Source organism: Ramlibacter algicola (assembly GCF_016641735.1).
In the GTDB taxonomy this organism is placed as follows: Bacteria; Pseudomonadota; Gammaproteobacteria; order Burkholderiales; family Burkholderiaceae_C; genus Ramlibacter; species Ramlibacter algicola.
This window is the reverse complement of sequence record NZ_JAEDAO010000001.1, coordinates 2,802,658-2,826,793: the sequence shown is the minus strand read 5'-3', so window position 1 is coordinate 2,826,793 and position 24,136 is coordinate 2,802,658. Positions and strand designations below refer to the sequence as shown.

General features: G+C 70.4%; 19 protein-coding genes and 2 tRNA genes. 13 read left to right on the top strand and 8 right to left on the bottom strand.

The features are described from left to right. Positions 1 to 61: 61 nt before the first annotated feature. On the bottom strand, positions 62 to 3,511 hold the full coding sequence (gene mfd / locus I8E28_RS13680; RefSeq protein ID WP_200788601.1) for a transcription-repair coupling factor: 3,450 nt from the start codon (positions 3,509 to 3,511) through the stop codon (positions 62 to 64). 61 nt (positions 3,512 to 3,572) lie between these two features. Between mfd and ispD the strand changes: the two genes are divergently transcribed. Together ispD and ispF are read left to right on the top strand one after the other, a co-directional pair. Then, entirely contained in the window at positions 3,573 to 4,286 is a 714-nt protein-coding gene (gene ispD / locus I8E28_RS13675) for a 2-C-methyl-D-erythritol 4-phosphate cytidylyltransferase (protein ID WP_200788600.1), read from the top strand. Continuing rightward, entirely contained in the window at positions 4,283 to 4,762 is a 480-nt protein-coding gene (gene ispF / locus I8E28_RS13670; RefSeq protein ID WP_200788599.1) for a 2-C-methyl-D-erythritol 2,4-cyclodiphosphate synthase, read from the top strand. Before ispD ends, ispF begins: the two co-directional genes overlap by 4 nt. Before the next feature lie 176 nt (positions 4,763 to 4,938). On the opposite strand, the gene I8E28_RS13665 is transcribed toward ispF, so the two are convergent. Both I8E28_RS13665 and ompR read right to left on the bottom strand, forming a co-directional pair. After that, a complete protein-coding gene (locus tag I8E28_RS13665) occupies positions 4,939 to 6,399 on the bottom strand; it encodes a sensor histidine kinase (protein ID WP_200788598.1) in 1,461 nt (486 codons plus the stop codon). A 100-nt stretch (positions 6,400 to 6,499) separates the two neighbouring features. Then, entirely contained in the window at positions 6,500 to 7,231 is a 732-nt protein-coding gene (gene ompR / locus I8E28_RS13660; RefSeq protein ID WP_200788597.1) for an osmolarity response regulator transcription factor OmpR, read from the bottom strand. A gap of 165 nt (positions 7,232 to 7,396) precedes the next feature. On the opposite strand from ompR, the gene I8E28_RS13655 reads away from it, so the two are divergent. Genes I8E28_RS13655 through I8E28_RS13645 form a run of 3 tightly spaced genes read left to right on the top strand, consistent with a single transcriptional unit; the run spans position 7,397 to position 9,959 of the window. Next, positions 7,397 to 8,116, top strand: a complete 720-nt coding sequence (locus I8E28_RS13655; protein WP_200788596.1) for an SIMPL domain-containing protein — start codon at positions 7,397 to 7,399, stop codon at positions 8,114 to 8,116. Positions 8,117 to 8,164: 48 nt separating this feature from the next. After that, positions 8,165 to 9,151, top strand: coding sequence for a diacylglycerol/lipid kinase family protein (locus I8E28_RS13650; protein WP_200788595.1), 987 nt, complete (start codon positions 8,165 to 8,167; stop codon positions 9,149 to 9,151). 10 nt (positions 9,152 to 9,161) lie between these two features. Beyond that, entirely contained in the window at positions 9,162 to 9,959 is a 798-nt protein-coding gene (locus I8E28_RS13645) for a metallophosphoesterase family protein (RefSeq protein WP_200790399.1), read from the top strand. A gap of 4 nt (positions 9,960 to 9,963) precedes the next feature. Here I8E28_RS13645 and I8E28_RS13640 read toward each other — a convergent pair whose 3' ends face one another. Next, positions 9,964 to 10,734, bottom strand: coding sequence for a 3-hydroxybutyrate dehydrogenase (locus tag I8E28_RS13640; RefSeq protein ID WP_200788594.1), 771 nt, complete (start codon positions 10,732 to 10,734; stop codon positions 9,964 to 9,966). A gap of 59 nt (positions 10,735 to 10,793) precedes the next feature. Here I8E28_RS13640 and I8E28_RS13635 point away from each other — a divergent pair, with 59 nt between their 5' ends. The 5 genes from I8E28_RS13635 to rimO all read left to right on the top strand — a co-directional run bounded on the left by I8E28_RS13635 (position 10,794) and on the right by rimO (position 16,113). After that, the gene (locus I8E28_RS13635) at positions 10,794 to 11,696 is read left to right on the top strand and encodes an alpha/beta fold hydrolase (RefSeq protein WP_239027234.1); all 903 of its coding nucleotides are present in this window, start codon (positions 10,794 to 10,796) and stop codon (positions 11,694 to 11,696) included. Continuing rightward, a complete protein-coding gene (locus I8E28_RS13630) occupies positions 11,693 to 13,894 on the top strand; it encodes a RelA/SpoT family protein (protein ID WP_200788593.1) in 2,202 nt (733 codons plus the stop codon). The genes I8E28_RS13635 and I8E28_RS13630 overlap by 4 nt, the downstream gene beginning before the upstream one ends. Positions 13,895 to 13,938: 44 nt before the next feature. Continuing rightward, a tRNA-Val gene (locus I8E28_RS13625) sits at positions 13,939 to 14,015 on the top strand. A 129-nt stretch (positions 14,016 to 14,144) separates the two neighbouring features. Beyond that, positions 14,145 to 14,666, top strand: a complete 522-nt coding sequence (gene phaR, locus I8E28_RS13620; protein ID WP_200788592.1) for a polyhydroxyalkanoate synthesis repressor PhaR — start codon at positions 14,145 to 14,147, stop codon at positions 14,664 to 14,666. A gap of 67 nt (positions 14,667 to 14,733) precedes the next feature. Further along, entirely contained in the window at positions 14,734 to 16,113 is a 1,380-nt protein-coding gene (rimO, locus tag I8E28_RS13615; RefSeq protein WP_200788591.1) for a 30S ribosomal protein S12 methylthiotransferase RimO, read from the top strand. Between the two features lie 79 nt (positions 16,114 to 16,192). On the opposite strand, the gene I8E28_RS13610 is transcribed toward rimO, so the two are convergent. Beyond that, positions 16,193 to 16,277: transfer RNA gene (locus I8E28_RS13610), tRNA-Leu, on the bottom strand. Between the two features lie 56 nt (positions 16,278 to 16,333). Between I8E28_RS13610 and rnr the strand changes: the two genes are divergently transcribed. From rnr to I8E28_RS13595, 3 genes are read left to right on the top strand one after another with little or no spacing between them, the layout of a single operon-like run. After that, the gene (gene rnr / locus I8E28_RS13605; RefSeq protein WP_239027426.1) at positions 16,334 to 18,541 is read left to right on the top strand and encodes a ribonuclease R; all 2,208 of its coding nucleotides are present in this window, start codon (positions 16,334 to 16,336) and stop codon (positions 18,539 to 18,541) included. 24 nt (positions 18,542 to 18,565) lie between these two features. Continuing rightward, positions 18,566 to 19,321 (top strand): SDR family oxidoreductase, encoded by a 756-nt coding sequence (locus I8E28_RS13600; RefSeq protein ID WP_200788590.1) that lies wholly within the window; start codon positions 18,566 to 18,568, stop codon positions 19,319 to 19,321. 35 nt (positions 19,322 to 19,356) lie between these two features. Next, complete coding sequence (locus I8E28_RS13595) at positions 19,357 to 20,043, top strand: DUF899 family protein (RefSeq protein ID WP_200788589.1); 687 nt, start codon at positions 19,357 to 19,359, stop codon at positions 20,041 to 20,043. Positions 20,044 to 20,046: 3 nt separating this feature from the next. On the opposite strand, the gene I8E28_RS13590 is transcribed toward I8E28_RS13595, so the two are convergent. The 3 genes from I8E28_RS13590 to I8E28_RS13580 are packed head-to-tail and all read right to left on the bottom strand — an operon-like array spanning position 20,047 to position 24,106. Next, entirely contained in the window at positions 20,047 to 21,477 is a 1,431-nt protein-coding gene (locus tag I8E28_RS13590) for an NAD(P)H-hydrate dehydratase (RefSeq protein WP_200790396.1), read from the bottom strand. 32 nt (positions 21,478 to 21,509) lie between these two features. Next, positions 21,510 to 22,778, bottom strand: a complete 1,269-nt coding sequence (locus I8E28_RS13585) for a D-amino acid dehydrogenase (protein WP_200788588.1) — start codon at positions 22,776 to 22,778, stop codon at positions 21,510 to 21,512. Continuing rightward, entirely contained in the window at positions 22,775 to 24,106 is a 1,332-nt protein-coding gene (locus I8E28_RS13580; protein WP_200788587.1) for an amidase, read from the bottom strand. The genes I8E28_RS13585 and I8E28_RS13580 overlap by 4 nt, the downstream gene beginning before the upstream one ends. Positions 24,107 to 24,136 lie beyond the last annotated feature (30 nt).

Below are 24,136 nucleotides of genomic sequence, written 5' to 3'. Positions count from 1 at the left end.
CGCCTCCGCGGGGACGACGGAGACGTCATTCCCGCGGAGGCGGGAATCCATTGCTTCCTTCTTACGCCGGCTCGGCCACCTTCGGCGTGCCCAACGACCTCAACACGTCCCGCACCAGCTGCGCCCGGTCCTTGGGCTCCTTCAGCTCGCGCTCGATGCGCAGCTTCTCGTTGCCGGCCAGCTTGATGTGCCGGTTCTTCTGCACCAGCTCGATGATGCGCATCGGGTCCACCGGCGGGTTCGCCTTGAAGGTGATCGTTGTCACGCCCGGCGCCGCGTCGACCTTGACCACGCCGTAGGGACGCGCCAGCACGCGCAGCCGGTGCACGTCGACCAGCGTCTGCGCCTGCGGCGGCAGCTTGCCGAAGCGGTCGACGATCTCTTCCATCAGGATGTCGATCTGCTCGGGCGTCTTGGCCGTGGCGAGCTTCTTGTAGAACGACAGCCGCAGGTGCACGTCGCCGCAGTAGTCGTCCGGCAGCAGCGCCGGCGCGTGCAGGTTGATGTCGGTGGTGATCTGCAGCGGCGCGAGCAGGTCGGGTTCCTGGCCCGCCTTGAGCGAGCGCACCGCTTCGGCCAGCATCTCGTTGTACATCTGGAAGCCGACTTCCAGCATGTTGCCGCTCTGGTTCTCGCCCAGCACCTCGCCGGCGCCGCGGATCTCCAGGTCGTGCATCGCGAGGTAGAAGCCCGAGCCCAGTTCCTCCATCTGCTGGATCGCATCCAGGCGCTGGGACGCCTGCTTGGTGAGCGACCCGGTGTCGGGCACCAGCAGGTACGCATAGGCCTGGTGGTGGCTGCGGCCGACGCGGCCCCGCAACTGGTGCAGCTGCGCGAGGCCGAACTTGTCGGCGCGGCTCATCACGATGGTGTTGGCCGTCGGCACGTCGATGCCGGTCTCGATGATGGTGGAGCACAGCAGCACGTTGAAGCGCTGCTGCACGAAGTCGCGCATCACGCGTTCCAGGTCGCGCTCCGGCATCTGCCCATGCGCCACCGCGATGCGCGCTTCGGGCAGCAGGGCTTCCAGCCGCTCGCGCCGGTTCTCGATCGTCTCGACCTCGTTGTGCAGGAAGTAGCACTGGCCGCCGCGCTTCAACTCGCGCAGCACGGCCTCGCGAATGACGCCATTGCCTTCGTTGCGGACGAACGTCTTGATCGCCAGCCGGCGCTGCGGCGCGGTGGCGATCACCGACAGGTCGCGCAGCCCTTCCAGCGCCATGCCCAGCGTGCGCGGGATCGGCGTGGCGGTGAGCGTCAGCACGTCGACCTCGGCGCGCAGCGCCTTCATCGCCTCCTTGTGGCGGACGCCGAAGCGGTGTTCCTCGTCGATGATCAGCAGGCCGAGGTTCTTGAACTTGATCGTGTTCGACAGCAGCTTGTGCGTGCCGACCACGATGTCGATGCTGCCGTCGGCCAGGCCCTTGGCGGCCGCGGTGATCTCCTTTTGCGAGCGGAAGCGGCTCATCTCCGCCACCTTCACCGGCCACTTGGAGAAGCGGTCCACCAGCGTCTGGTAGTGCTGCTCGGCCAGCAGCGTGGTCGGCGCGAGGAACGCGACCTGCTTGCCGCCCGTGACGGCGACGAACGCGGCGCGCAAGGCGACTTCCGTCTTGCCGAAACCGACGTCGCCGCACACCAGGCGGTCCATCGGCTGCGGCGAGATCATGTCCTGGATCACCGCGTGGATCGCCGCGGCCTGGTCGGCCGTCTCGTCGAAGCCGAAGTCGTTGGCGAACACCTCGTAGTCCTGCGGCGAGAAGCGGAACGCGAAGCCCTCGCGCGCGGCGCGGCGCGCGTAGATGTTCAGCAGTTCGGCCGCCGTGTCCCGCACCTGTTCGGCGGCCTTGCGGCGCGCCTTCTCCCACTGGCCGGAGCCGAGCTTGTGCAGCGGCGCCTCGTCGGCCGACACGCCCGTGTAGCGGCTGATCTGGTGCAGCTGGCTGACGGGGACGTACAGCGTCGCCTTGTCGGCGTATTCGAGGTGCAGGAACTCGGTGTTGCCCTGGCCCAGGTCCATGTTGACCAGGCCCTTGTAGCGGCCGATGCCGTGCTGCGTGTGGACGACCGGGTCGCCCACATTCAGCTCCGACAGGTCCTTGATCAACGCCTCGACGTCGCTGACCTGCTCCTGCCGCTTGCGGCGCCGCCCGCCCGACGTGCCGCCGGCGAACAGCTCCGTCTCGGTGACGAAGTCCAGCGCCTGCTCGGGCCAGCGAAAGCCTTCGGCCAGCGGCGCGGTCGCGATGCCCAGCTTCTCGTCGCCGTCGAGGAACTCCTGCAGCGAGTCGAACGCGGGCGGCGACACGTGGCTGGCGCGGAAGAAGTCCAGCAGGCTTTCGCGGCGGCCCAGGCTCTCGGCCAGCAGCAGCACGCGATCGCTGGTGGTGGCCAGGTGCTGCTTGAAGCGCGCGAGCGGGTCTTCGGCGCCGCGCACGACGCCCAGGTCGGGCAGCTTCTGGAACAGCGCGCTGTCCTCGACGTCCTGCGCGCCGGGGCGCAGCGACAGCTGCGAGTGCTCGTTGGCATGGCCGTAGAACTGCTCCTGCGTGAGGAACAGCGATTCCGGCGGCAGGATCGGCCGCTCGGCGTCGCCCTGCAGCAGCCGGTAACGGTCGCGCGTGTCGGTCCAGAAGCGCTGGAACGCCGCTTCGAGGTCGCCATGCAGCACGAAGGTCGAGCGCTCGCCGAGGTAGTCGAACACCGTCGCCGTGTCCTCGAAGAACAGCGGCAGGTAGTACTCGATGCCCGACGTCGCGACGCCGTTGCCCATGTCCTTGTAGATGCGGCTCTTGGTCGGGTCGCCTTCGAGCAGTTCGCGCCAGCGGCTGCGGAAGCGCGCCCGCGCGTCGTCGTCCATCGGGAACTCGCGCCCGGGCAGCAGCCGCACTTCGGGCACCGGGTACAGGCTGCGCTGCGAGTCCGGATCGAAGGTGCGGATCGAATCGATCTCGTCGTCGAACAGGTCGACGCGATACGGCACCGCCGAGCCCATGGGGAACAAGTCGATCAGGCCGCCGCGCACGGCGTACTCGCCGGGGCTGACGACCTGCGTCACATGGGTGTAGCCCGCCAGCGTGAGCTGCGAGCGCAGCTTCGCTTCTTCCAGCTTCTGCTTGACCTTGAATTCGAAGGTGTAGCCCGCGAGGAAGGACGGCGGCGCGACGCGGTACAGCGCCGTCGTCGCCGGCACCAGGATGACGTCCGCCTCGCCCTGCAGGATGCGCCACAGCGTCGCGAGGCGTTCGCTGATCAGGTCCTGGTGGGGCGAGAAGGTGTCGTAGGGCAGCGTCTCCCAGTCCGGGAACAGCGCGCAGCGCAGGTCGGGCGCGAAGAAGGGCAGTTCGTCGAGCAGGCGCTGCGCGTCGGCGGCGCCTGCCGTGACGATGGCCGTGCGGCGGCCGGCGGCCTTCTCGCGTTCGGCCACGCGTGTGAGGAGGAGCGCGTCGGCGGAGCCGGGCGGGCGGGGGAGGGCGAAACGCTTGCCGGGGGTGAGCTTGGGAAGATCCATCGAGGACAGCAAATGCAAACACCCCTCGCCGCTTTCGGGAGGGGTGTGCATGAATTCTAGAATGGCGCCCATCTTGTCGGTTGCTCATCCACCCCAAACCCCCGGACGCCTGCATGCGCTCGTGCCCGCGGCCGGCACCGGCAGCCGCGCCGGCACCACCGGCCCGAAGCAGTACGAGCCCGTCGCCGGCCATCCGCTGCTGCAGCACACGCTGGACGCGCTCTCCCGCGTGCCGCGCCTCGCGTCCATCCTGGTCGTGGTCGCGCCGCACGACGGCCGGCTGGCCGACGGCATGAACCACAAGGTTGCGCGCTGCGGCGGCTCCACGCGGGCCGAAACGGTGCGCAACGGCCTGGAGGAGCTGCTGCGCCGGGGCGCGGTGGAGGACGACTGGGTGCTGGTGCACGACGCGGCGCGCTGCCTCGTGACGCCGGCGCTGGTCGATCGCCTGATCGACGCCTGCGTCGGCGACGCGGTCGGCGGGCTGGTGGCGCAGCCGCTGGCGGACACGCTCAAGCAGGAAGAGCAGGGCCGCGTCGCGGCGACCTTGCCGCGCTCGCAGAAGTGGCTGGCGCAGACGCCGCAGATGTTCCGGCTCGGGCTGCTGCGCCGGGCGCTGGCCGCCGCCGGTGACAAGGTGACCGACGAAGCCAGCGCGGTCGAGGCGCTGGGGCTGCGCCCTCGCCTCGTGCCGGGCAGCGCATTGAACATGAAGGTGACGTGGCCGGAGGACTTCGCGCTGGCCGAAGCCATCCTGGGGAGCAGGGGACGATGACGATGCGGATCGGTGAAGGCTGGGACGTGCATGCGCTGGTGCCGGGCCGGGCGCTCGTGATCGGCGGCGTGGCGATTCCCTTCGAACGGGGCCTGCTGGGCCACTCCGACGCGGACGTGCTGCTGCATGCGATCACGGATGCGGTGCTCGGGGCCGCGGGGCTCGGCGACATCGGCCGCCACTTCCCCGACACCGAGCCGAAGTTCCGCGGCGCCGATTCGGCGCTGCTGCTGGAAGAGGCCGTGGAGCGTGCCGCGACGGCCGGCTGGCGCATCGGCAACGTCGACAGCACGGTGGTCGCGCAGGCGCCGCGCTTGGCGTCGCACATCGATGCGATGCGGGGCCGCATCGCCAAGGCGATGGGCGTCGAGCTGGCCCAGGTGAACGTGAAGGCCAAGACGGCCGAGAAGCTGGGCCCGGTCGGCGAAGGGCAGGCCATCGAGGCCCGCGCCGTGGTGCTGCTGCTGGCCGCCTAGGAGCCTGCGCGGCAGAGAGGCGGGCCCGCGCCGCGACCAGAAACGCGTCAGGCTAGGCGAGGTCCGACGCGCTGTACTCGATGTACAGAAGGAGGCCGTAACGACGCATGGCGCGTTTCTGGTCACGGCCCAACGCGGACCCGTCTCTGCCGCGCAGGCTCCTAGCGTCCGCCCGGTCAGGCGACCGATTCCGGGTGCTCGTCGGCCTCGGGGTGCGGCGCCGGCGCCCCGGCGGCCTTGGGCTTCTGCAGCTTGATGTGCGCGGCCAGGCCACCCGACGTGGTGTTGGCCAGCGCGAAGATGCCGCCCATGCGCTGCACGGTCTTGTCGACGATGGCCAGGCCCAGGCCGGCGCCGGTGGCGGCCGTGCGCGCGGCATCGCCGCGGAAGAAGGGCTTGACCAGGTTGGGCAGCGCCTCGGGCGCCACGCCCATGCCGTGGTCGCGCACCTTGAGCAGCACCCATTCGTTGCGCTGCTTCGCCGCGATGTCCACCACAGCGACCCCGGTCTCGGGCGTCTTGCCGTAGCGGCGCGCGTTCTCCAGCAGGTTGGACACGACACGCGCGAGTTCCACGTCGTCGGCCAGCACGGACAGGCCGCGCGGCACGTCGACGTTGATGCGCATGTCGCCGTGGTCCTGCACCGCGTACACGCAGGCGTCGATCACCTCGCGCAGGTTCACGGGCTTGAGTTCCGCGTGGTCGGGGCGCGCGTAGTCGAGGAACTTGTCGATGATGGCGTCGAGCTGGTCGATGTCGGCCGCCATGTGCTCGCGCGCCTCCGAGTCGGCCACGCTCATCTCGGTTTCCAGGCGCAGGCGGGCGAGCGGCGTGCGCAGGTCGTGCGAGATGCCGGCCAGCATCACGGCGCGGTCCTGCTCGATCTTGGCCAGCTGCTGCGCCATGCGGTTGAAGCCGATGTTCACCTCGCGGATCTCGCTGGTGACGGCCTTCTCGTCGAGCCGGCTGGCGTCGAAGTCGCCGTCGCGCACGCGGCTGGCCGCGAACGACAACTGCTTGAGCGGGCGGTTGATCAATCGCGCGATCACCGCCGCGCCCGCGAGCGAGAGGCCGGCCGCGGTCACCAGCCAGATCAGCCAGGTGCGCCCGCCCACCTTGGTGAAGCGGTTGCGGTCCATCAGCAGCCAGTACGAGTCGGCGTCGATCTTGAAGCCGACCCAGAAGCCGGCCTCGTTGTTGACCGCCGCGGCCAGCGTGGTGCCGGGGCCCAGGCGCGACAGCAGTTCGTCGGCGATGCGCTCGTCGAGCGAACTGGCGTCGAACACGACGTACACGTCGGTCGGCTTGCTGGGCAGGATGCGCACGCCTTCCTGTTCGGCCAGCGTCTTGATGAGCGAGACGCGGGTGATGGGGTCGGAGTAGCGCAGCGCGGCGCGGCTGAGGTTCACCAGCGATGCGATCTGCTGCGCCGTCTGGACCGCGCGCGGCTCGAACTCGAGCGCGCGGAAGGTCTGCAGCCAGGCGACGATGGAGCCGATCAGCAGCAGCGACAGCAGGAAGAACGTGCGCCAGAACAGGGACAGCCCCACCCGCGGCGGACGCATCTCCAGCGGCGCAGGCGCCGTTTCCAGCGGCGCCGGGCCGGTGCCTTCGATGTTCGTGACCCCTCGAATCATGTGTGTGTGGTTACGCGCGCCCGCAAGCAGCGTGCAACGCCATTGTCGCCTTCATGCGGCTCCTGCGCGTGGCGCAGGGCGTCGAAACGGCCGGGCCGGCTCAGCCCGCGCCGTCCGGCACGAACACGTAGCCCACGCCCCACACCGTCTGGATGTAGCGCGGCGAGGAGGGGTCCAGTTCGACCAGCTTGCGAAGCCGCGAGACCTGCACGTCCAGGCTGCGGTCGAACGGTTCGAACTCGCGGCCGCGTGCCAGTTGCGCGAGCTTCTCGCGCGACAGCGGCTGGCGCGGATGGCGCACCAGGGCCTTGAGCATCGCGAATTCGCCGGTCGTGAGCGGCAGTTCCTCGCCGTTCTTGCGCAGCGTGCGGGCACCGAGGTCGAACGCGAACGGGCCGAAGTTGACCACCTCGTTCTCGCTGGAGGGAGCGCCGGGCGCTTCCTGCGCCGGACGGCGGCGCAGGACCGCGTGCACGCGCGCGAGCAGCTCGCGCGGGTTGAACGGCTTGCCCAGGTAGTCGTCGGCGCCGACCTCGAGGCCGACGATGCGATCGACGTCCTCGCCCTTGGCGGTGAGCATGATGATGGGGGTGCGGTCGTTCGCGGCGCGCAGGCGGCGGCAGATCGACAGGCCGTCCTCCCCTGGCATCATGAGGTCCAGCACGATCAGGTCCGCGGTCTCGCGCAGCATCAGCCGGTTGAGCGCCTTGCCGTCTTCAGCCAGGATGACCTCGAAGCCCTCCTGGGTCAGGTAGCGCCTGAGCAAGTCGCGGATGCGCGCATCGTCGTCGACGACCAGGATCTTGTCAGTGCGGGCTGCAGCTTGTGACATGGTGCTCCAAATCGTATTTGTAACAGCGGCGATTCTGGGGGTGATGTGCAGGCACGTGCGGGGGAACCCGGGGTGGCCTGACACACTGTTACACAAGTTGCCCCATCGGGGTCCGATTCACTGGGAACCGTGAACCTGTTCACTTTTCAATGCGTTAAAGCAAGCATGCATTCCACCCGAAAGCTCCTCCTCGCCGCCGTCGTGTTCGCCGGCTCCACCAGCATCGCACGCGCGCAGATGGTCGCCATGCCGCACCCGGAGAACGTCGTCCAGCTGAGCTCGGCCGCCACCGTCGAGGTGCCGCAAGACCTGCTGGCGATCACGCTGCAGGCCGTGCGCGAGGGCACGGACCCCGCCAAGGTGCAGGCCGAGCTCAAGACGGCCGTCGACGCCGCACTGGCCCAGGCGCGGCGCGATGCGAAGGCCGGCGCGCTGGACGTGCGCACGGGCAATTTCTCCGTGCTGCCGCGCTACAGCCGCGACCAGCGCATCACGGGCTGGGTGGGCACCGGCACGGTCGTGCTCGAAGGCACCGACATCCCGCGCGTGAGCGAAGCCGCCGGGCGCCTCACCGCACTCAACGTCGTGGGCAGCGGCTTCCGCCTCAGCCGCCCGGCGCGCGACAAGGCCGAGCAGGAAGCGCAGGGCCAGGCCATCGCCGCCTTCCGCGCGAAGGCGGGCGAGCTCGCGCGCAGCTTCGGCTTCAGCAGCTACTCGCTGCGCGAGGTGTCGGTCAACGCGCAGGACAACGGCCCGGTGCGCCCCATGATGGCGATGGCACGCGCCAAGGGCGACACGGAGGCGTTCGACACGTCGCCGGTGCCGGTCGAGGCCGGCAAGGCCAACGTCGTCGTCAACGTGTCGGGTTCCGTACAGCTTCGCTAGCCGCCGTCCGACGGAGGCGCGCCGACGGGCCATCCACACTCGGCGGCCATGTGGGCTGCCCGTTCCGACGACCTTCCTTGGCCGCGCGACGTGCCGGCGCCGGGGCCGGAACTGGTGGTCGTCATCAACCCGGGCTCCGGTGAGCACGACGCCACCGCGACGCGCGACGCGCTGGCCCGTGTGTTCGGCAGCGCCGGGCGCGCGTTCCGCTTCGTGGCGATCGCCACGCCCGCGGACCTTGCGCGCGCCGCGGACCATGCGGCGCGCGAGTGCGCCGAGCGCGGCACCGTGCTGGTCGCCGCCGGCGGGGACGGCACCATCAACTCCGTCGCGCAGGCCGCCTGGCACCACGGCTGCCTGTTCGGCGTGCTGCCGCAGGGAACGTTCAACTACTTCGGCCGCGACCACGGCATCGCGCAGGATCTCGAGCAGGCCGCGACCGCCCTGCTGCACGCCGACGAGCAGCCGGTGCAGGTCGGCGAGGTCAACGGCCGCCTGTTCCTCGTCAACGCGAGCCTGGGCCTGTACCCGCAGCTGCTGGAGGACCGCGAGACCTTCAAGCAGCAGCTCGGGCGCCACCGCTGGGTGGCGATGCTGTCAGGTGTCGTCACGGTGTTCAAGTGGCGGCGCCAGCTGGCGCTCGACCTCGAGCTCGATGGCCAGACCACGCGCGTGCTGTCGCCCACGCTGTTCGTCGGCAACAACCGCCTGCAGCTGGAACGCATCGGCATGGAGCCGGCGATCGCGGCGCGCGTCGGCGAAGGCCGGCTGGCGGCACTGATGCCGCACCCGATCGGCAGCTGGAAGCTGCTCTGGCTCGCCCTGCGCGGCGCTTTGGGCCGGCTCGGGGATGCGAATGGCATCGACGGCGCGGCCTTCCGCAATCTCACGGTGCAAGTGCGCCGCGCGCGCCGCGTGAAGGTGGCCACCGACGGCGAGGTGACGATGATGGCGCCGCCGCTGCAGTTCCGCGTCTCCGACCGGCCGCTGCGGCTGATGCTGCCGCGGCCCGACCACCGCGTGCCGGTGGAGTGACGGAGGCGGTCTGGCGCTGCTGCTGCACATCTCGGACACGCACTTCGGCACGGAGCAGCCGCACGTCGTGCGCGCACTGCTCGAACTCGCGCACCGCCGCCGGCCCGACCTGCTGGTCTACAGCGGCGACATGACACAGCGTGCACGGCGCGACGAGTTCGACGCGGCGCGCGCGTTCTGCCGCGAGCTCGCGATCGCGCGCACGCTCACGCTGCCGGGCAACCACGACATCCCGCTGTTCGACGTCGTGCAGCGGGCGTTCCGTCCGTATGCGCGCTACCTCGCCGCGTTCGGCCCGCGGCTGGAGTCCTGCCTGGACATGGACGGCTTCCTGGTCGTGGGCGTCAACACGACGCGCCCGGCCCGCCACAAGAACGGGGAGGTGTCGCCGGCGCAGGTCGAGCGCGTCGCGCACCAGCTGCATGGCACGCGCGCGAACCAGCTGCGCATCGTCGTCACCCACCAGCCCGCGGCGGTGTTGCGGGAGGAGGACGAACACGACCGCCTGATCGGCGCCGACGCGGCGTTGGAGGCGTGGTCCCGCGCTGGCGCCGACCTCGTGCTGGGCGGCCACATCCACCTGCCGTACGTGACCGAGGTGGCCGCGCCACGGCCACTGTGGGTGGTGCAGGCGGGCACCGCGGTGTCGAGCCGCATCCGGCACGGCACCTGCAACTCGGTGAACTTCGTGGAGTGGAAGCCGCAGCCCGGTGGGCGGCGCCAGTGCCGCGTCGAGCGCTGGGACTACCGGCCCGACGACGGCGCGTTCGGCATGGTGGACGAACGCGGCTTGATGCTCGGGACTTGAACCGCTATTGAGCGGCCCATCCCCCATCCATGTTCCACGCCACGCCGCGCACGTTGTTGGCGGCGGGCGAGCAGAAGAACACCGCGAGCTCGCCCAGTTCCTCGGGCGTGGTGAACTGCATCGACGGTTCCTTCTCGCCGAGCAGCACCTTCTTGGCTTCCTCGTTGGAGACGCCGAGCGCCGCGGCCTTGGCGTCGACCTGCTTCTGCACCAGCGGCGTCAGCACCCAGCCGGGGCAGATCGCGTTGCAGGTGATCCCCGAGGTGGCGTTCTCCAGCGCCGTGACCTTGGTCAGGCCGACGATGCCGTGCTTGGCGGCGACGTAGGCGGACTTCTCGGCCGACGCCACGAGGCCGTGCACCGACGCGACGTTGATGATGCGGCCCCAGTTGGCGGCCTTCATCGCGGGCAGCGCGAGCCGCGTCGCGTGGAAAGCGCTCGAGAGGTTGATCGCGATGATCGCGTCCCAGCGCTCGGGCGGGAAGTCCTCGATGCGCGCGACGTGCTGGATGCCGGCGTTGTTGACCAGGATGTCGACGCGGCCGAACTGCGCGGCGGCGGACTTCATCATGTCCTCGATCTCGGCCGGCTTGCTCATGTCGGCGCCGTGGTACCCGACCTTCGCGCCGAGCTTGGCGATCTCGGCCTTGGGGCCCTCGACGTCGCCGAAGCCATTGAGCACGATGTTGGCGCCCTGGCGCGCCAGGGCTTTCGCGATGCCGAGGCCGATGCCGCTGGTCGAACCCGTCACGAGGGCGGTCTTGCCGGTGAGCATGGGAAGTCTCCGTGGGTGGTTGGTACGATGCCGCGGAAGTATCCGATCTTTCCGCGACCATGGCCCCTACGCTGAACTACGTACCGTGCCCCGACGCAGCCGGCGGCCACCGCATGGCGTACTGGTCGTGGGGCAACCCGCGGGCGGGCCACGTCGTCGTGTGCGTGCACGGGCTGTCGCGCCAGGGGCGTGATTTCGACGTGGTCGCGCAGGCCATGGTCCAGCGGGCGGGCGATGCGGTGCGCGTCGTCTGCCCGGACGTCGTGGGCCGCGGGCGCAGCGACTGGCTGCGCGATCCGCAGGGTTACGCCGTGCCGACGTACGTCGGCGACATGCTGGCCATGCTCGGACAGCTGCACCAGGAGGCGCCCGTGACGGACCTGTCCTGGCTCGGCACCAGCATGGGCGGGCTGGTCGGCCTCGGCGTCGCGGGCACGCCGGGGCTTCCGTTGCCCGCACCGGTGCGCCGGCTCGTGCTCAATGACGTCGGGCCGACGATCCAGTGGCAGGCCATCCAGCGGATCGGCGAGTACCTCGGCAAGACCGGCCGGTTCGAGACGGTGCAGCAGGCCGCCGATGCGATGTGGCAGATCTCGACGAGCTTCGGGCCGCACACGCCCGAGCAGTGGCTCGCGTTGTCCGGACCGATGGTCAAGCCGCATCCCGAGGGCGGCCTGACGCTGCACTACGACCCGGCCATCGCCGTGCCGCTGCGCGCGCTGACGAAGGAAGCGGCGGAGCAGGGCCAGGCGGCGGTCTGGGCGCTCTACGACGCCGTGACCGCGCGCACGCTGCTGCTGCGCGGCGCGCACTCGGACCTGCTGTCGCGCGACACCGCGCTCGAGATGACGGGCCGCGGCCCGCGCGCGACGCTGATCGAATTCATGGGCGTGGGGCATGCGCCCACGCTCGTCGCGCCCGACCAGGTGGACGCGACCGCCACGTTCCTGCTGGCACCATGAAGCATCTTGCGGTCGTCCCGCGCGAGGCCGCCGCCGTCCCGGAACTGATCACCGCGGCGGAGCAGTCCTTGCCCCAGCAGGCGCATGCGCTCGACCGCGCGCGCGCCTTCGCCGAGCCCTTGATCGCCGGCGAGTTGCTGGAGACCGGCGAGAACACGCTGGCGCACGCGGACGCCGTCGCCGGCATCCTGAAGTCCATGGGCGGCTCGGAGGCCATGCAGGCCGCCAGCTACCTCGTGTACGCGTGCGCGCACCTGAACAAGCCGCAGGAGGTGATCGCCAAGGCCTTCGGCGACAGCTACGCGGCGCTGGCCATCGAGACCAACCATCTCGTGCGCGTGCAACGGCAGGCGCGCGCCGCCGATGGCGCCACGACGCCCGACAACGCGCTGGTGCAGACCGAAAACGTGCGCAAGATGCTGCTGGCGTTCTCGCGCGACCTGCGCGTGGTGCTGCTGCGGCTGGCCTCGCGCCTGCAGACGCTGCGCTGGCACGCCGCGCACAAGACGCGCCCGCCAGACGAGGTGTCGCGCGAGACGCTGCAGGTGTTCGCGCCGCTCGCCAACCGGCTGGGCATCTGGCAGCTGAAGTGGGAGATGGAGGACCTCGCGTTCCGCTACCTGGAGCCGGACACGTACAAGGACGTGGCGCGGCTGCTGGACGAGAAGCGCACCGAGCGCGAGGCCGACGTCGGCCGCCTGCGCGCGCGGTTGCAGGCCGAGCTGGCGGGGCAGGGCATCCGGGCCGAAGTGCAGGGCCGCCCGAAGCACATCTACAGCATCGTCAAGAAGATGCGCGGCAAGGGCCTCGAGTTCAGAAACGTGTTCGACGTGCGGGCGCTGCGCGTCATCGTGCCCGAGGTGCGCGACTGCTACGCCGCGCTCGGCTGGGTGCACCAGCAGTACGAGCCGATCGCTTCGGAGTTCGACGACTACATCGCGCGGCCCAAGCCGAACGGGTACCAGTCGCTGCACACGGTGGTGCGCGACGCGGCGCAGCGGCCGATCGAGATTCAGATCCGCACCCAGGCGATGCACGACCACGCCGAGCACGGCGTCGCCGCGCACTGGGCGTACAAGGAAGCCGGCGCCAAGGGCTATGCGGGCGTCGCGGCCGCCAGCGAGTACGACACCAAGATCGCCGTGCTGCGGCAACTGCTCGCGTGGGAGCGCGACCTCGCGGGCTCGTCGCAGGGCCTGTTCGAGGACCGCATCTACGTGCTGACGCCGCAGGCCTCGATCGTCGAACTGCCCCAGGGCGCCACGCCGGTGGACTTCGCGTACAGCGTGCACACCAGCCTGGGCCACCGCTGCCGCGGCGCCAAGGTCGACGGCGCGATGGTGCCGCTGAACACGCCGCTGCAGAACGGCCAGACCGTCGAGATCGTCGCGACCAGGGAAGGCGGGCCGTCACGCGACTGGCTCAACCCGGACCTCGGCTTCCTCGCCAGCCACCGGGCGCGCGCGAAAGTGCGCGCGTGGTTCAACGAGCAGGTGCGCCACGGCACCGTGCAGCGCGGCCGCGACGCGGTCGAGAAGGTGCTGCAGCGCGAAGGCCGCACCGCGACCAAGCAGGCCGAGCTCGCAGCGCAGCTGGGCTTCCGCACGCCCGAAGACCTGTTCTTCGCGGTCGGCAAGGACGAGTACTCGCTGCGCAACATCGAGGTGCTGCTGAAACCGCCGCCGGCGTTGCCCGAGCCGGACGAGGTGCTGCTGAAGAAGGCCACGCGCGCGCCCGAGCGCTCGCCCAAGGGCGGCGTGCTGGTGGTGGGCGTCGATTCGCTGCTGACGCAGCTGGCCCGCTGCTGCAAGCCGGCGCCGCCCGACGCGATCGCGGGTTTCGTCACGCGCGGCAAGGGCGTGAGCATCCACCGCACCGACTGCAGCAACTTCCGCGAGATCGCCAGCCGCGATCCGCAGCGCGTGATCGAGGTCGAGTGGGGCCGTCCGGGTGGCGGCGACGGCGCGGTGTATCCGGTGGACGTCGCCGTGGAGGCGAACGACCGGCAGGGCCTGCTGCGCGACATCTCCGAGGTGTTCGCCAAGGAGAAGATGAACGTGATCGGCGTCCAGACGCAGTCGGTGCGCGGCACGGCGTGGATGACGTTCACGGTGGAAGTGGCCGATTCGGCGCGGCTGGCGCACGTGCTGGGCCTGGTGCGCGCCGTGCAAGGCGTGCGCACCGCACGCCGGCGCTGAGAAGTCGTTCGCGCGCTCTGCTACAATCGTGCGCTTCAACACCCAGGCGCGTAGCTCAGCTGGTTAGAGCACCACCTTGACATGGTGGGGGTCGTTGGTTCGAGTCCAATCGCGCCTACCAATTTCTTTGTTTGCACGCCGCATGGCGCACACCGTAGGGTAAACCTGTGGCGCGCCATTCCGGGGCGTTCCTAGAATCTGCTGCACCGCGTCACCCACCCGGAGGTGACGCGCGCCGGAGGAGTCGCCAGTGCAAAGCAAGAAGGCCAGTGCCGCGTCGCAGCAGCCACCGGCGCAGCGGGTGATCAAGAAGTACCCGAACCGGCGGCTCTACGACACCGACACGTCCAGCTACATCACGCTGGCCGAGGTGAAGCAGCTGGTGCTGGACACCGAATCCTTCGTGGTTCGCGACGCCAAGACCAACCAGGACCTCACGCGCAGCATCCTGCTGCAGATCATCCTGGAGGAAGAGGCGGGCGGCGCGCCGATGTTCACCGAGGCCGCGCTGGCCAACATCATCCGGTTCTACGGGCATGCGGCGCAGGCCTTCATGGGCAGTTACATCGAGAAGAACGTGCAGGCGTTCACCGAGATCCAGGCCAAGCTGGCCGAGCAGTCCAAGACGCTGACGCCCGAGATGTGGGCGCAGTTCATGAACATGCAGAACCCCATGATGCAGACCTTCATGGGCAGCTACGTCGAGCAGTCCAAGACCATGTTCGACAAGATGCAGGAACAGATGCAGGCCGCCTTCGGCATCAAGCGCTGAGCCTGCGCCACGGAACGCGAAGGCCGGGCGAACCCCGGCCTTTCGCATTTGGGACAATCGAGACCACATGAGCGAGAACACGGCCGCCGCGGCGGCACCGAAGGTCGGCTTCGTTAGCCTGGGCTGCCCGAAGGCGCTGACCGATTCCGAATTGATCCTCACGCAGCTGTCCGCGGAGGGCTACGCCACGTCCAAGACCTTCCAGGGCGCGGACCTGGTGATCGTCAACACCTGCGGCTTCATCGACGATGCGGTCAAGGAAAGCCTGGACACCATCGGCGAGGCGCTGGCCGAGAACGGCAAGGTGATCGTCACCGGCTGCCTGGGCGCGCGCGCGGGCGAAACCACCGACAACATGGTGCGCGAGGTGCACCCGTCGGTGCTGGCCGTCACCGGCCCGCACGCGACGCAGGAAGTGATGGACGCGGTGCATGCGCACCTGCCCAAGCCGCACGACCCGTTCGTGGACCTGGTGCCGGCCGCCGGCATCAAGCTCACGCCCAGGCACTACGCGTACCTGAAGATCAGCGAGGGCTGCAACCACCGCTGCACCTTCTGCATCATCCCGTCGATGCGCGGCGACCTCGTGAGCCGGCCGGTGGGCGACGTGCTGAAGGAAGCGCGCGCCCTGTTCGAATCGGGCGTGAAGGAACTGCTGGTCGTGAGCCAGGACACGTCGGCCTACGGCGTCGACGTGAAGTACCGCACCGGCTTCTTCGACGGCCGGCCGGTGAAGACGCGCATGCTGGACCTGGTGCGCGCGCTGGGCGAACTGGCGCAGCCGCACGGCGCGTGGGTGCGCCTGCACTACGTCTATCCGTACCCGCACGTCGACGAGGTGCTGCCGCTGATGGCCGAAGGCCTGGTGCTGCCGTACCTGGACGTGCCGTTCCAGCACAGCCACCCCGACGTGCTGCGCCGGATGAAGCGGCCCGCGAGCGGCGAGCGCAACCTCGAACGCCTGCATGCGTGGCGCGAGGCCTGCCCGGAACTGATCGTGCGCAGCACCTTCATCGCGGGCTTCCCCGGCGAGACCGAGGAGGAGTTCCAGCACCTGCTGGACTTCGTGCGCGAGGCGCAGATCGATCGCGCGGGCTGCTTCGCTTACAGCCCGGTCGAAGGCGCGGCCGCCAACGAGTTGCCGGGGATGCTGCCGACCGAAGTGCGCGAGGAACGCCGCGCGCGCTTCATGGAAGTGGCCGAGCAGGTGTCGGCGCAGCGGCTGCGGCGCCGTGTCGGCGCGACCATGCAGGTGCTGGTGGATTCGGCGCCGGGCCTCGGCCGCAAGGGCGGGGTGGGGCGCAGCTACGCGGACGCGCCGGAGATCGACGGCACCGTGCGCCTGCTGCCGCCGGAAAAACTCAGCAAGCAGCTGAAGGTCGGCGAGTTCACCAAGGCCCGCATCGTCGCCACCGAAGGCCACGACCTGGTCGGGATGCCGGTCTGAGGCGACACGGAAAAAAGAAAAGCCGGCTTGTGGCCGGCTTTCAAGAACAAGGCCGGCGGTGCCGGCCTTATCATTCGTTTGGTGCCCAGGAGAGGACTCGAACCTCCACGATGTTACTCGCTAGTACCTGAAACTAGTGCGTCTACCAATTCCGCCACCTGGGCGCTTCAGGAAAGAGAAGGATTCTAGCATCAAAAATACAGAACAACGCGTGACCGGATTGCTCGATGAAATCGAGGGCGTGATCCAGGGACACCGCGATGGCCACGGCTACGTGGTCCGCGACGACGGCGAGACCGACGTCTACCTCCCCGCCAACGAGATGCGAGCCGTGCTGCATCGCGACCGCGTGCGGGCCCGCATCGTGCGCCACGACCGCAAGGGCCGGCCGGAAGGCCGCGTAGTCGAGATCGTGGAGCGCCCCGCCCAGCCGATCATCGGCCGGCTGCTGCACGAGAGCAACGTGTGGCTCGTGGCGCCCGAGGACAAGCGGTACGGCCAGGACGTGCTCATTCCCAAAGGCGCGACCGGCACTGCCAAGCCGGGGCAGGTCGTGGTGGTCGAACTCACCGAACCGCCCAGCCTGTACGGCCAGCCGGTCGGGCGGGTGAAGGAAGTCCTGGGCGAGATCGACGACCCGGGCATGGAGATCGAGATCGCCGTGCGCAAGTACGGCGTGCCACACGAGTTCTCCGAGCCCTGCATCGCGATGGCCAGGACGCTGCCGGACAAGGTGCGCCCGCAGGACCGCAAGCATCGCGTCGACCTCACCGACGTGCCGCTGGTCACCATCGACGGCGAGGACGCGCGCGACTTCGACGACGCCGTGTATTGCGAGCCGGCCAAGGTCGGTCGCGGCAAGGGCTGGCGCCTTCTGGTCGCCATCGCCGACGTCAGCCATTACGTCGAGACGGGCAGCCCGATCGACATCGACGCCTACGACCGCGCCACCAGCGTCTACTTCCCGCGCCGGGTGATCCCGATGCTGCCGGAGAAGCTGTCCAACGGCCTGTGCTCGCTGAACCCGGAAGTCGACCGCCTGTGCATGGTGTGCGACATGCTGGTCACCGCGACCGGCGAGATCCACGCGTACCAGTTCTACCCGGCCGTCATGTGGAGCCACGCGCGCTTCACGTACACCGAGGTGGCGGCCATCCTGGCCAACACGCGCGGACCCGAGGCGCAGCGCCGCAAGGACCTGGTGCCGGACCTGATCAACCTGCACGACGTCTACCGTGCGTTGCTCAAGGCCCGCAACGCCCGCGGCGCGGTGGACTTCGAGACCACCGAGACGCAGATCGTGTGCGACGAGAACGGGCGCATCGAGAAGATCGTGCCGCGCACCCGCAACGACGCGCACCGCCTGATCGAGGAATCGATGCTGGCCGCCAACGTGTGCTCGGCCGACTTCATCCAGCAGGGCAAGCACCCCGGCCTGTACCGCGTGCACGAGGGCCCCACGCCGGAGAAGAAGGACATCCTGCGCAGCTACCTGAAGGCGATGGGCGTCGGCATGTCCATCACTGACGAGCCCGCCCCGGCGGAGTTCCAGAAGATCGCCGAGGCGGTGAAGGAACGGCCGGACGCGCAGCAGATCCACACGATGTTGCTGCGCTCGATGCAGCAGGCGATCTACACGCCGATCAACAGCGGCCACTTCGGCCTGGCCTACGACGCCTACACGCACTTCACGAGCCCGATCCGGCGCTACCCGGACCTGCTGGTGCACCGCGTGATCAAGGCGATCCTCACCAAGCAGCACTACACGCTGCCGGTGCTGCCCACGCCCGGCGAGCAGCACGAGAAGCTCGCCCGCCGCCTGGCCAGCCGGGTCGCCCCGCCGGGACAGAAGCCCAAGAAGCCGGTCGCCACCAGCCGCGAGATGCAGGCCTGGGAAGCCGCCGGCCTGCACTGCAGCGCGAACGAGCGGCGCGCCGACGAGGCCAGCCGCGACGTCGAGGCCTGGCTCAAGTGCAAGTACATGCGCGAGCACCTCGGCGAGGAGTACGGCGGCGTCGTCAGCGCGGCGACCAGCTTCGGCATCTTCGTCACGCTCGACCAGCTGTACGTCGAAGGCCTGGTGCACATCACCGAGCTGGGCGGCGAGTACTTCAAGTTCGACGAGGCGCGCCAGGAACTGCGCGGCGAGCGCACCGGCATCCGCTACGCCATCGGCACGCGCGTGCGCGTGCAGGTCAGCCGCGTGGACCTGGACGGCCGCCGCATCGACTTCCGCCTCGTGCGCGAGGGCGAGGAGCTCGAGCTGCGCGCGATGAAGGACAAGGGCGTCGGCGAGGGCGGCAAGGACAAGCGCGGGCGCAAGGCCGCGGCCCCGCGCGCCGAGCACAGCCCGATCGGATCGTTGCGCTCCGCCGTGAAGAAAGCGGCGGCGAACAAGGGCAAGGGCAGGCGCAAGGGCCGCCCCTGAAGCAGGCACCACGAGGAGACGAGCATGGACAGGAAGAACGGGTCGCGGATCGCGATCGTCACGGGCGCCGGCAGCGGCGTGGGCAAGGCGGCAGCGCTGGCGCTCGCGCGTGACGGCTGGCGCGTCGCGCTGGCGGGGCGCCGCCAGGACGCCCTGGACGCCGTCGCGAAGGAAGGTGCCGGCCAATGCCTGGCCGTGCCGACCGACGTCACGGACCCGGCTTCCGTCACGGCGCTGTTCGACCGCACCGTGGCCGAGTGGGGCCGCGTCGACCTGCTGTTCAACAACGCCGGCATCGGCGCGCCGGCCGTGCCGATCGACGAACTGCCGCTGGAGAAGTGGAAGGCCGTCGTCGACACCAACCTCAACGGCATGTTCTACGCCATCCGCGAGGCGTTCCGCGTGATGAAGGCGCAGTCGCCGCAAGGCGGCCGCATCATCAACAACGGCTCGATTTCCGCGTATGCGCCGCGGCCGATGTCGATCGCGTATACGGCCACCAAGCACGCGGTGTCCGGCCTGACCAAGACCGCGTCGCTCGACGGCCGCAAGCACGACATCGCCGTCGGCCAGATCGACATCGGCAACGCGCTGACCGAGCTCGCCGCCCGGATGGGCAGCGGCGTGCCGCAGGCCAACGGCGAGATCGCCGTCGAGCCGCTGATGGACGTCGACGTCGTCGGGCAGTCCGTGCTGTACATGGCCAACCTGCCGCTGGAAGCCAACGTGCTGTTCCACACGGTGATGGCCACCAAGATGCCCTTCGTCGGGCGGGGCTGAGGCGTCGCGGTCCCACAGGCCGCCAGGAGGTTGCGATGAGCATGCTGCGTCCCGCCGCCGAACTCGCCGCCGAGGTGAGCCGGCCCTTTCCCGGCGACAGCCCCGAGTACCGTGCGGCCCGCACGCGGCTGCTCGAGGAAGAGATCGAGTTGCGCCGTCACCTCGAGCGCGTCGCCGAGATGCGCCGGCAGCTGCCCCCGGGTGGCAAGCCGGCGGACCATCGCTTCATCGATGAACAGGGGCGCGAGGTCGGCATCGCCGACCTGTTCGGCCAGCACGACACGCTGATCACCTACTTCTGGATGTACGGCCCCCAGCGGCAGCGGCCGTGTCCCATGTGCACGAACTTCCTGGCGACGCTCGACGGCCCGGCGGTGGACCTGACGCAGCGCGTGGCGCTTGCGATCCTCGGCCGCTCGCCCGTGTCGCGGCAGCTGGCGTTCGCGCGCGAGCGCGGCTGGCGCAACTTGCGCTTCCACCAGGCCGGTGACGACTTCGCCCGTGCCTACCGTGGCCTCGAGGACGACGGGTCCGAATCGGGTGTGCTGGACGTCTGGGTGCGCCGCGATGGCGAGGTCCGTCATTTCTACGCGCCGGAACTCGCGGGGACCCAGGACCCGGGGCAGGACCCGCGCGGTGCGCCGGACGACATCCTGTGGACCATGCTGGACATGACGCCCGGCGGGCGCGGGACCGACTGGTACCCGAAGCTCTCGTACTGAGCGTCAGGCGCGCAAGCGGCGCGCCAGACCACCGGCGGTGAACGACTCGTGCGCGGGCCACTGGTCCGCCACCGCGCCGTGTTCGTGCACCGCGGCGCAAGCGGCGTCGAACGCCGGCATCCCTTGCGCCAGGCGCGCCGCGAGCAGGCCCGCAAGCACGTCGCCCGTCCCGCCCGTCGCCAGGCGTGCGTTCCCGGTCGGGTTGATGCAGGGCGTGCGGCCGGGCGCGGCGACGACGGTGCCGGATCCCTTCAGCACCACGGTGCAGCCGAACTGGCCCGCGAGTTGCCGCGCGCTGCGCAGGCGATCGGCCTGCACTTCAGTTGTCGCAACGCCCAGCAGCCGCGCCGCTTCGAGCGGATGCGGCGTGAGCACGGTCGGCCGCTCGCCGCGGGCGAGCACGAGTTCGCGGCCATCGGCGCGCTGCGCCAGCAGGTTGAGCGCATCGGCGTCGAGCACCAGGGCCCGCGCCTCGCGCACCACGGTCTCGAGCACCTCGCCGATCGCTTCGCCGCCGCCGCACCCGCAGGCGATGGTGAGGTCCTGCAGGGGCAGGAGGCGCGGGCCGCGCCACATCAACTCCGGCAAGCCAGCGACCAACCGGCTCGCGTCGGCGTCGAGCGGGGCGAAGTACACGCGACCTGCGCCAGCGTGCAGCGCCGCTTGAGCCGCGAGCACGGCAGCTCCGGGCATGCCCGGCGCGCCACCGACGACGGCGACGTCGCCGTAGCTGCCCTTGTGGCTGGCGTGCAGCCGGCCGGTGCGCGTCGGCGGGCCCCCGAGCGTCGCGATCGGCACGACGGACGCCTCGATGCCGAGGTCGTCGAGCCAGACCTGGCCCGCCGCGTCGCGGCCCTGCGCCGTGAACAGGCCGGGCTTGAGGGCGAGGAAGGTCGCTGTGTGGTGCGCGCGCACGCACAGCGCCGCATGCCCCGTGTCCGCGCCCAGCCCGCTGGGCACGTCGACCGCGAGCACGGTGGCCTCCGCGCTGTTGATCCGGGCGATCGTGTGCGCCAGCGCGCCTTCGGGCGCGCGATTCGAGCCGATGCCCAGCAGCGCGTCGATGCAGAGGTCCCATTGGACTGGCGGCATCTCCGCGATGGCCAGGCCGGCCGCTTCGCATTTCGCCAGCGAGATGGCTGCGTCCTGTGGCAGCGTCTCGCGAGCGCCGCACAGCGTCGGCACGACGTGCTTGCCGGCCCGATGCAGATGCATGGCGGCTTCGAAGCCGTCGCCGCCGTTGTTGCCCGGGCCGCAGGCAATCCACACGGTTCGCGCATGCGGCGCGATGGCGAGCGCGAGGCGGGCGGTGGCCAGGCCCGCGCGGTCCATCAGGGTGTGCGGCGGCAGGGAGGACGAGGCCGCGCCTTCGATCGCCCGCAGCGCGGCGACGTCGTGCAGCGGCCAGGAACGATCCGGCGTGACCTTGCGCAGCATGCGGGCGATTGTGCCCGCGCGGGAGGCTCCTACAGAAGCCGTTCGAGGCCCAGGCCTTCGATGTCCAGCAGCGGCTCGCGCCCGGCCATCAGGTCGGCGACCACGCGCGCGCTGCCGCAAGCGAGCGCCCAGCCGCTGGAGCCGTGGCCCAGGTTCACCCACACGCCCGGGATGCCGGTGGCACCGAGCACCGGCGGGCCGTCGGGCAGCATCGGCCGCGCGCCTTTCCATTCCTGCACGGCGGTCGATGGGTTCGACAACTGCGCCGCGCCCGGGAACCAGTCGTGCAGGACCTTGTAGAGCGTGTCGAGCGCACCGCGATCGCGGTGCGCCGGGTCGCCGCCGATCTGCGCGCTGCCGGCGACGCGCACGCGCCGGCCGAGGCGCGAGATCGCGACCTTGTAGCGCTCGTCCATCACGGCGCTGCGAGGCGCGTTGAGCGGCTCGCCGATGGGCGCGGTCACCGAGTAGCCGTGCACCGGCGCCAGCGGCAGCTGCAGGCCCAGGGGCCGCAGCAACTGTGCGCCTTCGACACCGCCGCACACGACGACGGCGTGGAAGTCGCGCCGCTGTGACGCCTGGCCCGGTGTCGCGACGACGAGGCTGGTCGGATGCGCGCGATCGAGCGGCTGCACGCTCGCCAGGAACTCGAAGGACGCGCCGGCGTCGCGTGCCGCGTCCTTGAGCAGCAGCGCGAACTGGCGGCAGTTCGCCGCTTCGTCGTCCGGCAGGTGCACCGCGCCGACGAATTTCGTGTCGGGATTCAGGGCGGGTTCGACCGCGCGCGTGGTGGCCTCGTCGATCTCGTGGAAGGCGACGCCGGCGTCGCGCAGCACCTGCAGCCCGGGCTGCACCATGCGGCGGTCCTTCTCGGACCGCAGCAGGACCAGGTAGCTGCTGCTGCGCTCGTAGTCGAGCTGCAGGGAGTCGGTGAGCCAGTGCAGGCGCTCGAGGCTGTAGAAGGCCAGGCGCTGCAGCCGCTGCCGGTTGGCGGCGTAGGTGTCGGGATTGCACGCGCGCCACCAGCGCCACATCCACCGCAGTTGCGCGGCACCGAGCGGCCAGCTGACGCGCACCGGCGCATGGCGGCTGAGCAGGTGGCGCAGCACCTTGGCGGGCATGCCCGGCGCGGCCCAGGGCGCGACGTAGCCGGGTGCGACGATGCCGGCGTTGGCGAAGCTGGTCTCCTCGGCGACCGCGCCGCGGCGCTCGAACACGGTCACCTCGTGGCCGTCGGCCGCGAGTTCATACGCGGTGGTGACGCCGACGATGCCGGCGCCGATGACGGCGACCTTCATTCGCCCCGCGCCGGGGCGAGGGCGGCCTCGACCGCGAGGCCGAGATCGAGCAGCGCGTCGTCGTGCAGCGCGCCGTGCCAGAGCATCAGGCCGACCGGCAGGCTGCCCGCGCGATGGCAGGGCAGCGACAGCGCGCAGCCGTCGAGCATGTTCACGACGCTGGTGTTGCGCAGCAGGAGCGCATTGGCGCGGAAGAAGGCTTCGTCGCGTTCCGCGCCGGGCGCCACGTCCGCGATGGGAGGAGCCACCAGCGGCACCGTGGGCGACAACACGGCATCGAAGCCGTCGAGGGCCTGGCCGACGCGGGCGATCCAGTCGGTGCGCGCCCGGTGCAGGTCCAGGTACTCCCACGCCTTCATGGTGGCGCCGCGCTCGATGCGGAACCGCACGCGCGGGTCGTAGCGCTCGCCGCGCTCGGCGAGCAGCCGGCGGTGCCACGCATAGCTCTCCGCGGCGGAGAAGCCGCCGGTGGACTGGATCGTGCCGAGGTCCTGGATGGCGTCGAGCGCGATCTCCTCGATGCGCGCACCGGCGGCACGCAGCGTGCGCAACGCATCCTCGAACGCACGCGCGACCGGGAGATCCATGCCGTCGAGCATCTGGGTGCGTGCGACGGCGAAACGCGCGCTCGACAGCGGCTTGCCGGCGAGCTGCACCCGGCGCGCGGCGAGCACTTCGTGCGCCAGGATGGCATCGCGCACGGAACGCGTCATCGCGCACACGGTGTCCAGCGTGGTGGACAGCGGCAGCGCGCCTTCGAGCGGCGTGAGCCGCGCGGTGTTCTTGAAGCCGACGATGCCGCACAAGGCCGCCGGGATGCGGATGGAGCCGCCGGTGTCCGAGCCCAGGCCGATGAAGGCCGCGCCGGCAGCAACGGAAACCGCCGCGCCCGACGACGAGCCGCCGGGGATGCGCGGCGTGGCCGGGTCGGCCGGGTTGGCGGGCGTGCCGAAGTGCGGGTTGGTGCCCACGCCCGAGAACGCGAACTCGCTCATGTTGGTGCGGCCCACGATCGCGGCGCCGGCCGCGCGCAGGCGCGCCACCGCCGGGCAGTCCTGCCGCGCGGGCGGGGCGTCGTCCAGCGCGACGGAGCCCGCGGCGGTGCGCTCGCCAGCGACGTCGAACAAGTCCTTGACGGACACGGCGAGCCCGGCGAGGGGGAGGGCGGCCCCACGGCCGGCCTCGGCGCGGGCGCGGTCCGGCGCGAGCGAGACGAAGGCATGCGCGCAAGCGGGCGAGCGCGCCGCGCCCAGTGCGCGGTCGAGCTCCGCGGCCGCGCTGGTGCGCCCTTGCTCGAGCTGGGCGCGTGTGGCGTGGAGGTCTGTCATCGGGGAGAAGGGAGGTGGCCCTGTGCTAGA

What these genes read in the sequence shown, in the direction of transcription:
- mfd (WP_200788601.1), bottom strand. Translation starts at nt 3,511, where the DNA reads ATGGATCTTCCCAAGCTCACCCCCGGCAAGCGTTTCGCCCTCCCCCGC.
- I8E28_RS13640 (WP_200788594.1), bottom strand. Translation starts at nt 10,734, where the DNA reads ATGCTCACCGGCAAGACCGCCCTCGTGACGGGTTCGACCAGCGGCATC.
- I8E28_RS13585 (WP_200788588.1), bottom strand. Translation starts at nt 22,778, where the DNA reads ATGAAGGTCGCCGTCATCGGCGCCGGCATCGTCGGCGTCACCACCGCG.
- I8E28_RS13665 (WP_200788598.1), bottom strand. Translation starts at nt 6,399, where the DNA reads ATGATTCGAGGGGTCACGAACATCGAAGGCACCGGCCCGGCGCCGCTG.
- ispD (WP_200788600.1), top strand. Translation starts at nt 3,573, where the DNA reads ATGGCGCCCATCTTGTCGGTTGCTCATCCACCCCAAACCCCCGGACGC.
- I8E28_RS13650 (WP_200788595.1), top strand. Translation starts at nt 8,165, where the DNA reads ATGTGGGCTGCCCGTTCCGACGACCTTCCTTGGCCGCGCGACGTGCCG.
- I8E28_RS13580 (WP_200788587.1), bottom strand. Translation starts at nt 24,106, where the DNA reads ATGACAGACCTCCACGCCACACGCGCCCAGCTCGAGCAAGGGCGCACC.
- I8E28_RS13635 (WP_239027234.1), top strand. Translation starts at nt 10,794, where the DNA reads ATGGCCCCTACGCTGAACTACGTACCGTGCCCCGACGCAGCCGGCGGC.
- I8E28_RS13630 (WP_200788593.1), top strand. Translation starts at nt 11,693, where the DNA reads ATGAAGCATCTTGCGGTCGTCCCGCGCGAGGCCGCCGCCGTCCCGGAA.
- I8E28_RS13655 (WP_200788596.1), top strand. Translation starts at nt 7,397, where the DNA reads ATGCATTCCACCCGAAAGCTCCTCCTCGCCGCCGTCGTGTTCGCCGGC.
- I8E28_RS13600 (WP_200788590.1), top strand. Translation starts at nt 18,566, where the DNA reads ATGGACAGGAAGAACGGGTCGCGGATCGCGATCGTCACGGGCGCCGGC.
- I8E28_RS13595 (WP_200788589.1), top strand. Translation starts at nt 19,357, where the DNA reads ATGAGCATGCTGCGTCCCGCCGCCGAACTCGCCGCCGAGGTGAGCCGG.
- ispF (WP_200788599.1), top strand. Translation starts at nt 4,283, where the DNA reads ATGACGATGCGGATCGGTGAAGGCTGGGACGTGCATGCGCTGGTGCCG.
- ompR (WP_200788597.1), bottom strand. Translation starts at nt 7,231, where the DNA reads ATGTCACAAGCTGCAGCCCGCACTGACAAGATCCTGGTCGTCGACGAC.
- rimO (WP_200788591.1), top strand. Translation starts at nt 14,734, where the DNA reads ATGAGCGAGAACACGGCCGCCGCGGCGGCACCGAAGGTCGGCTTCGTT.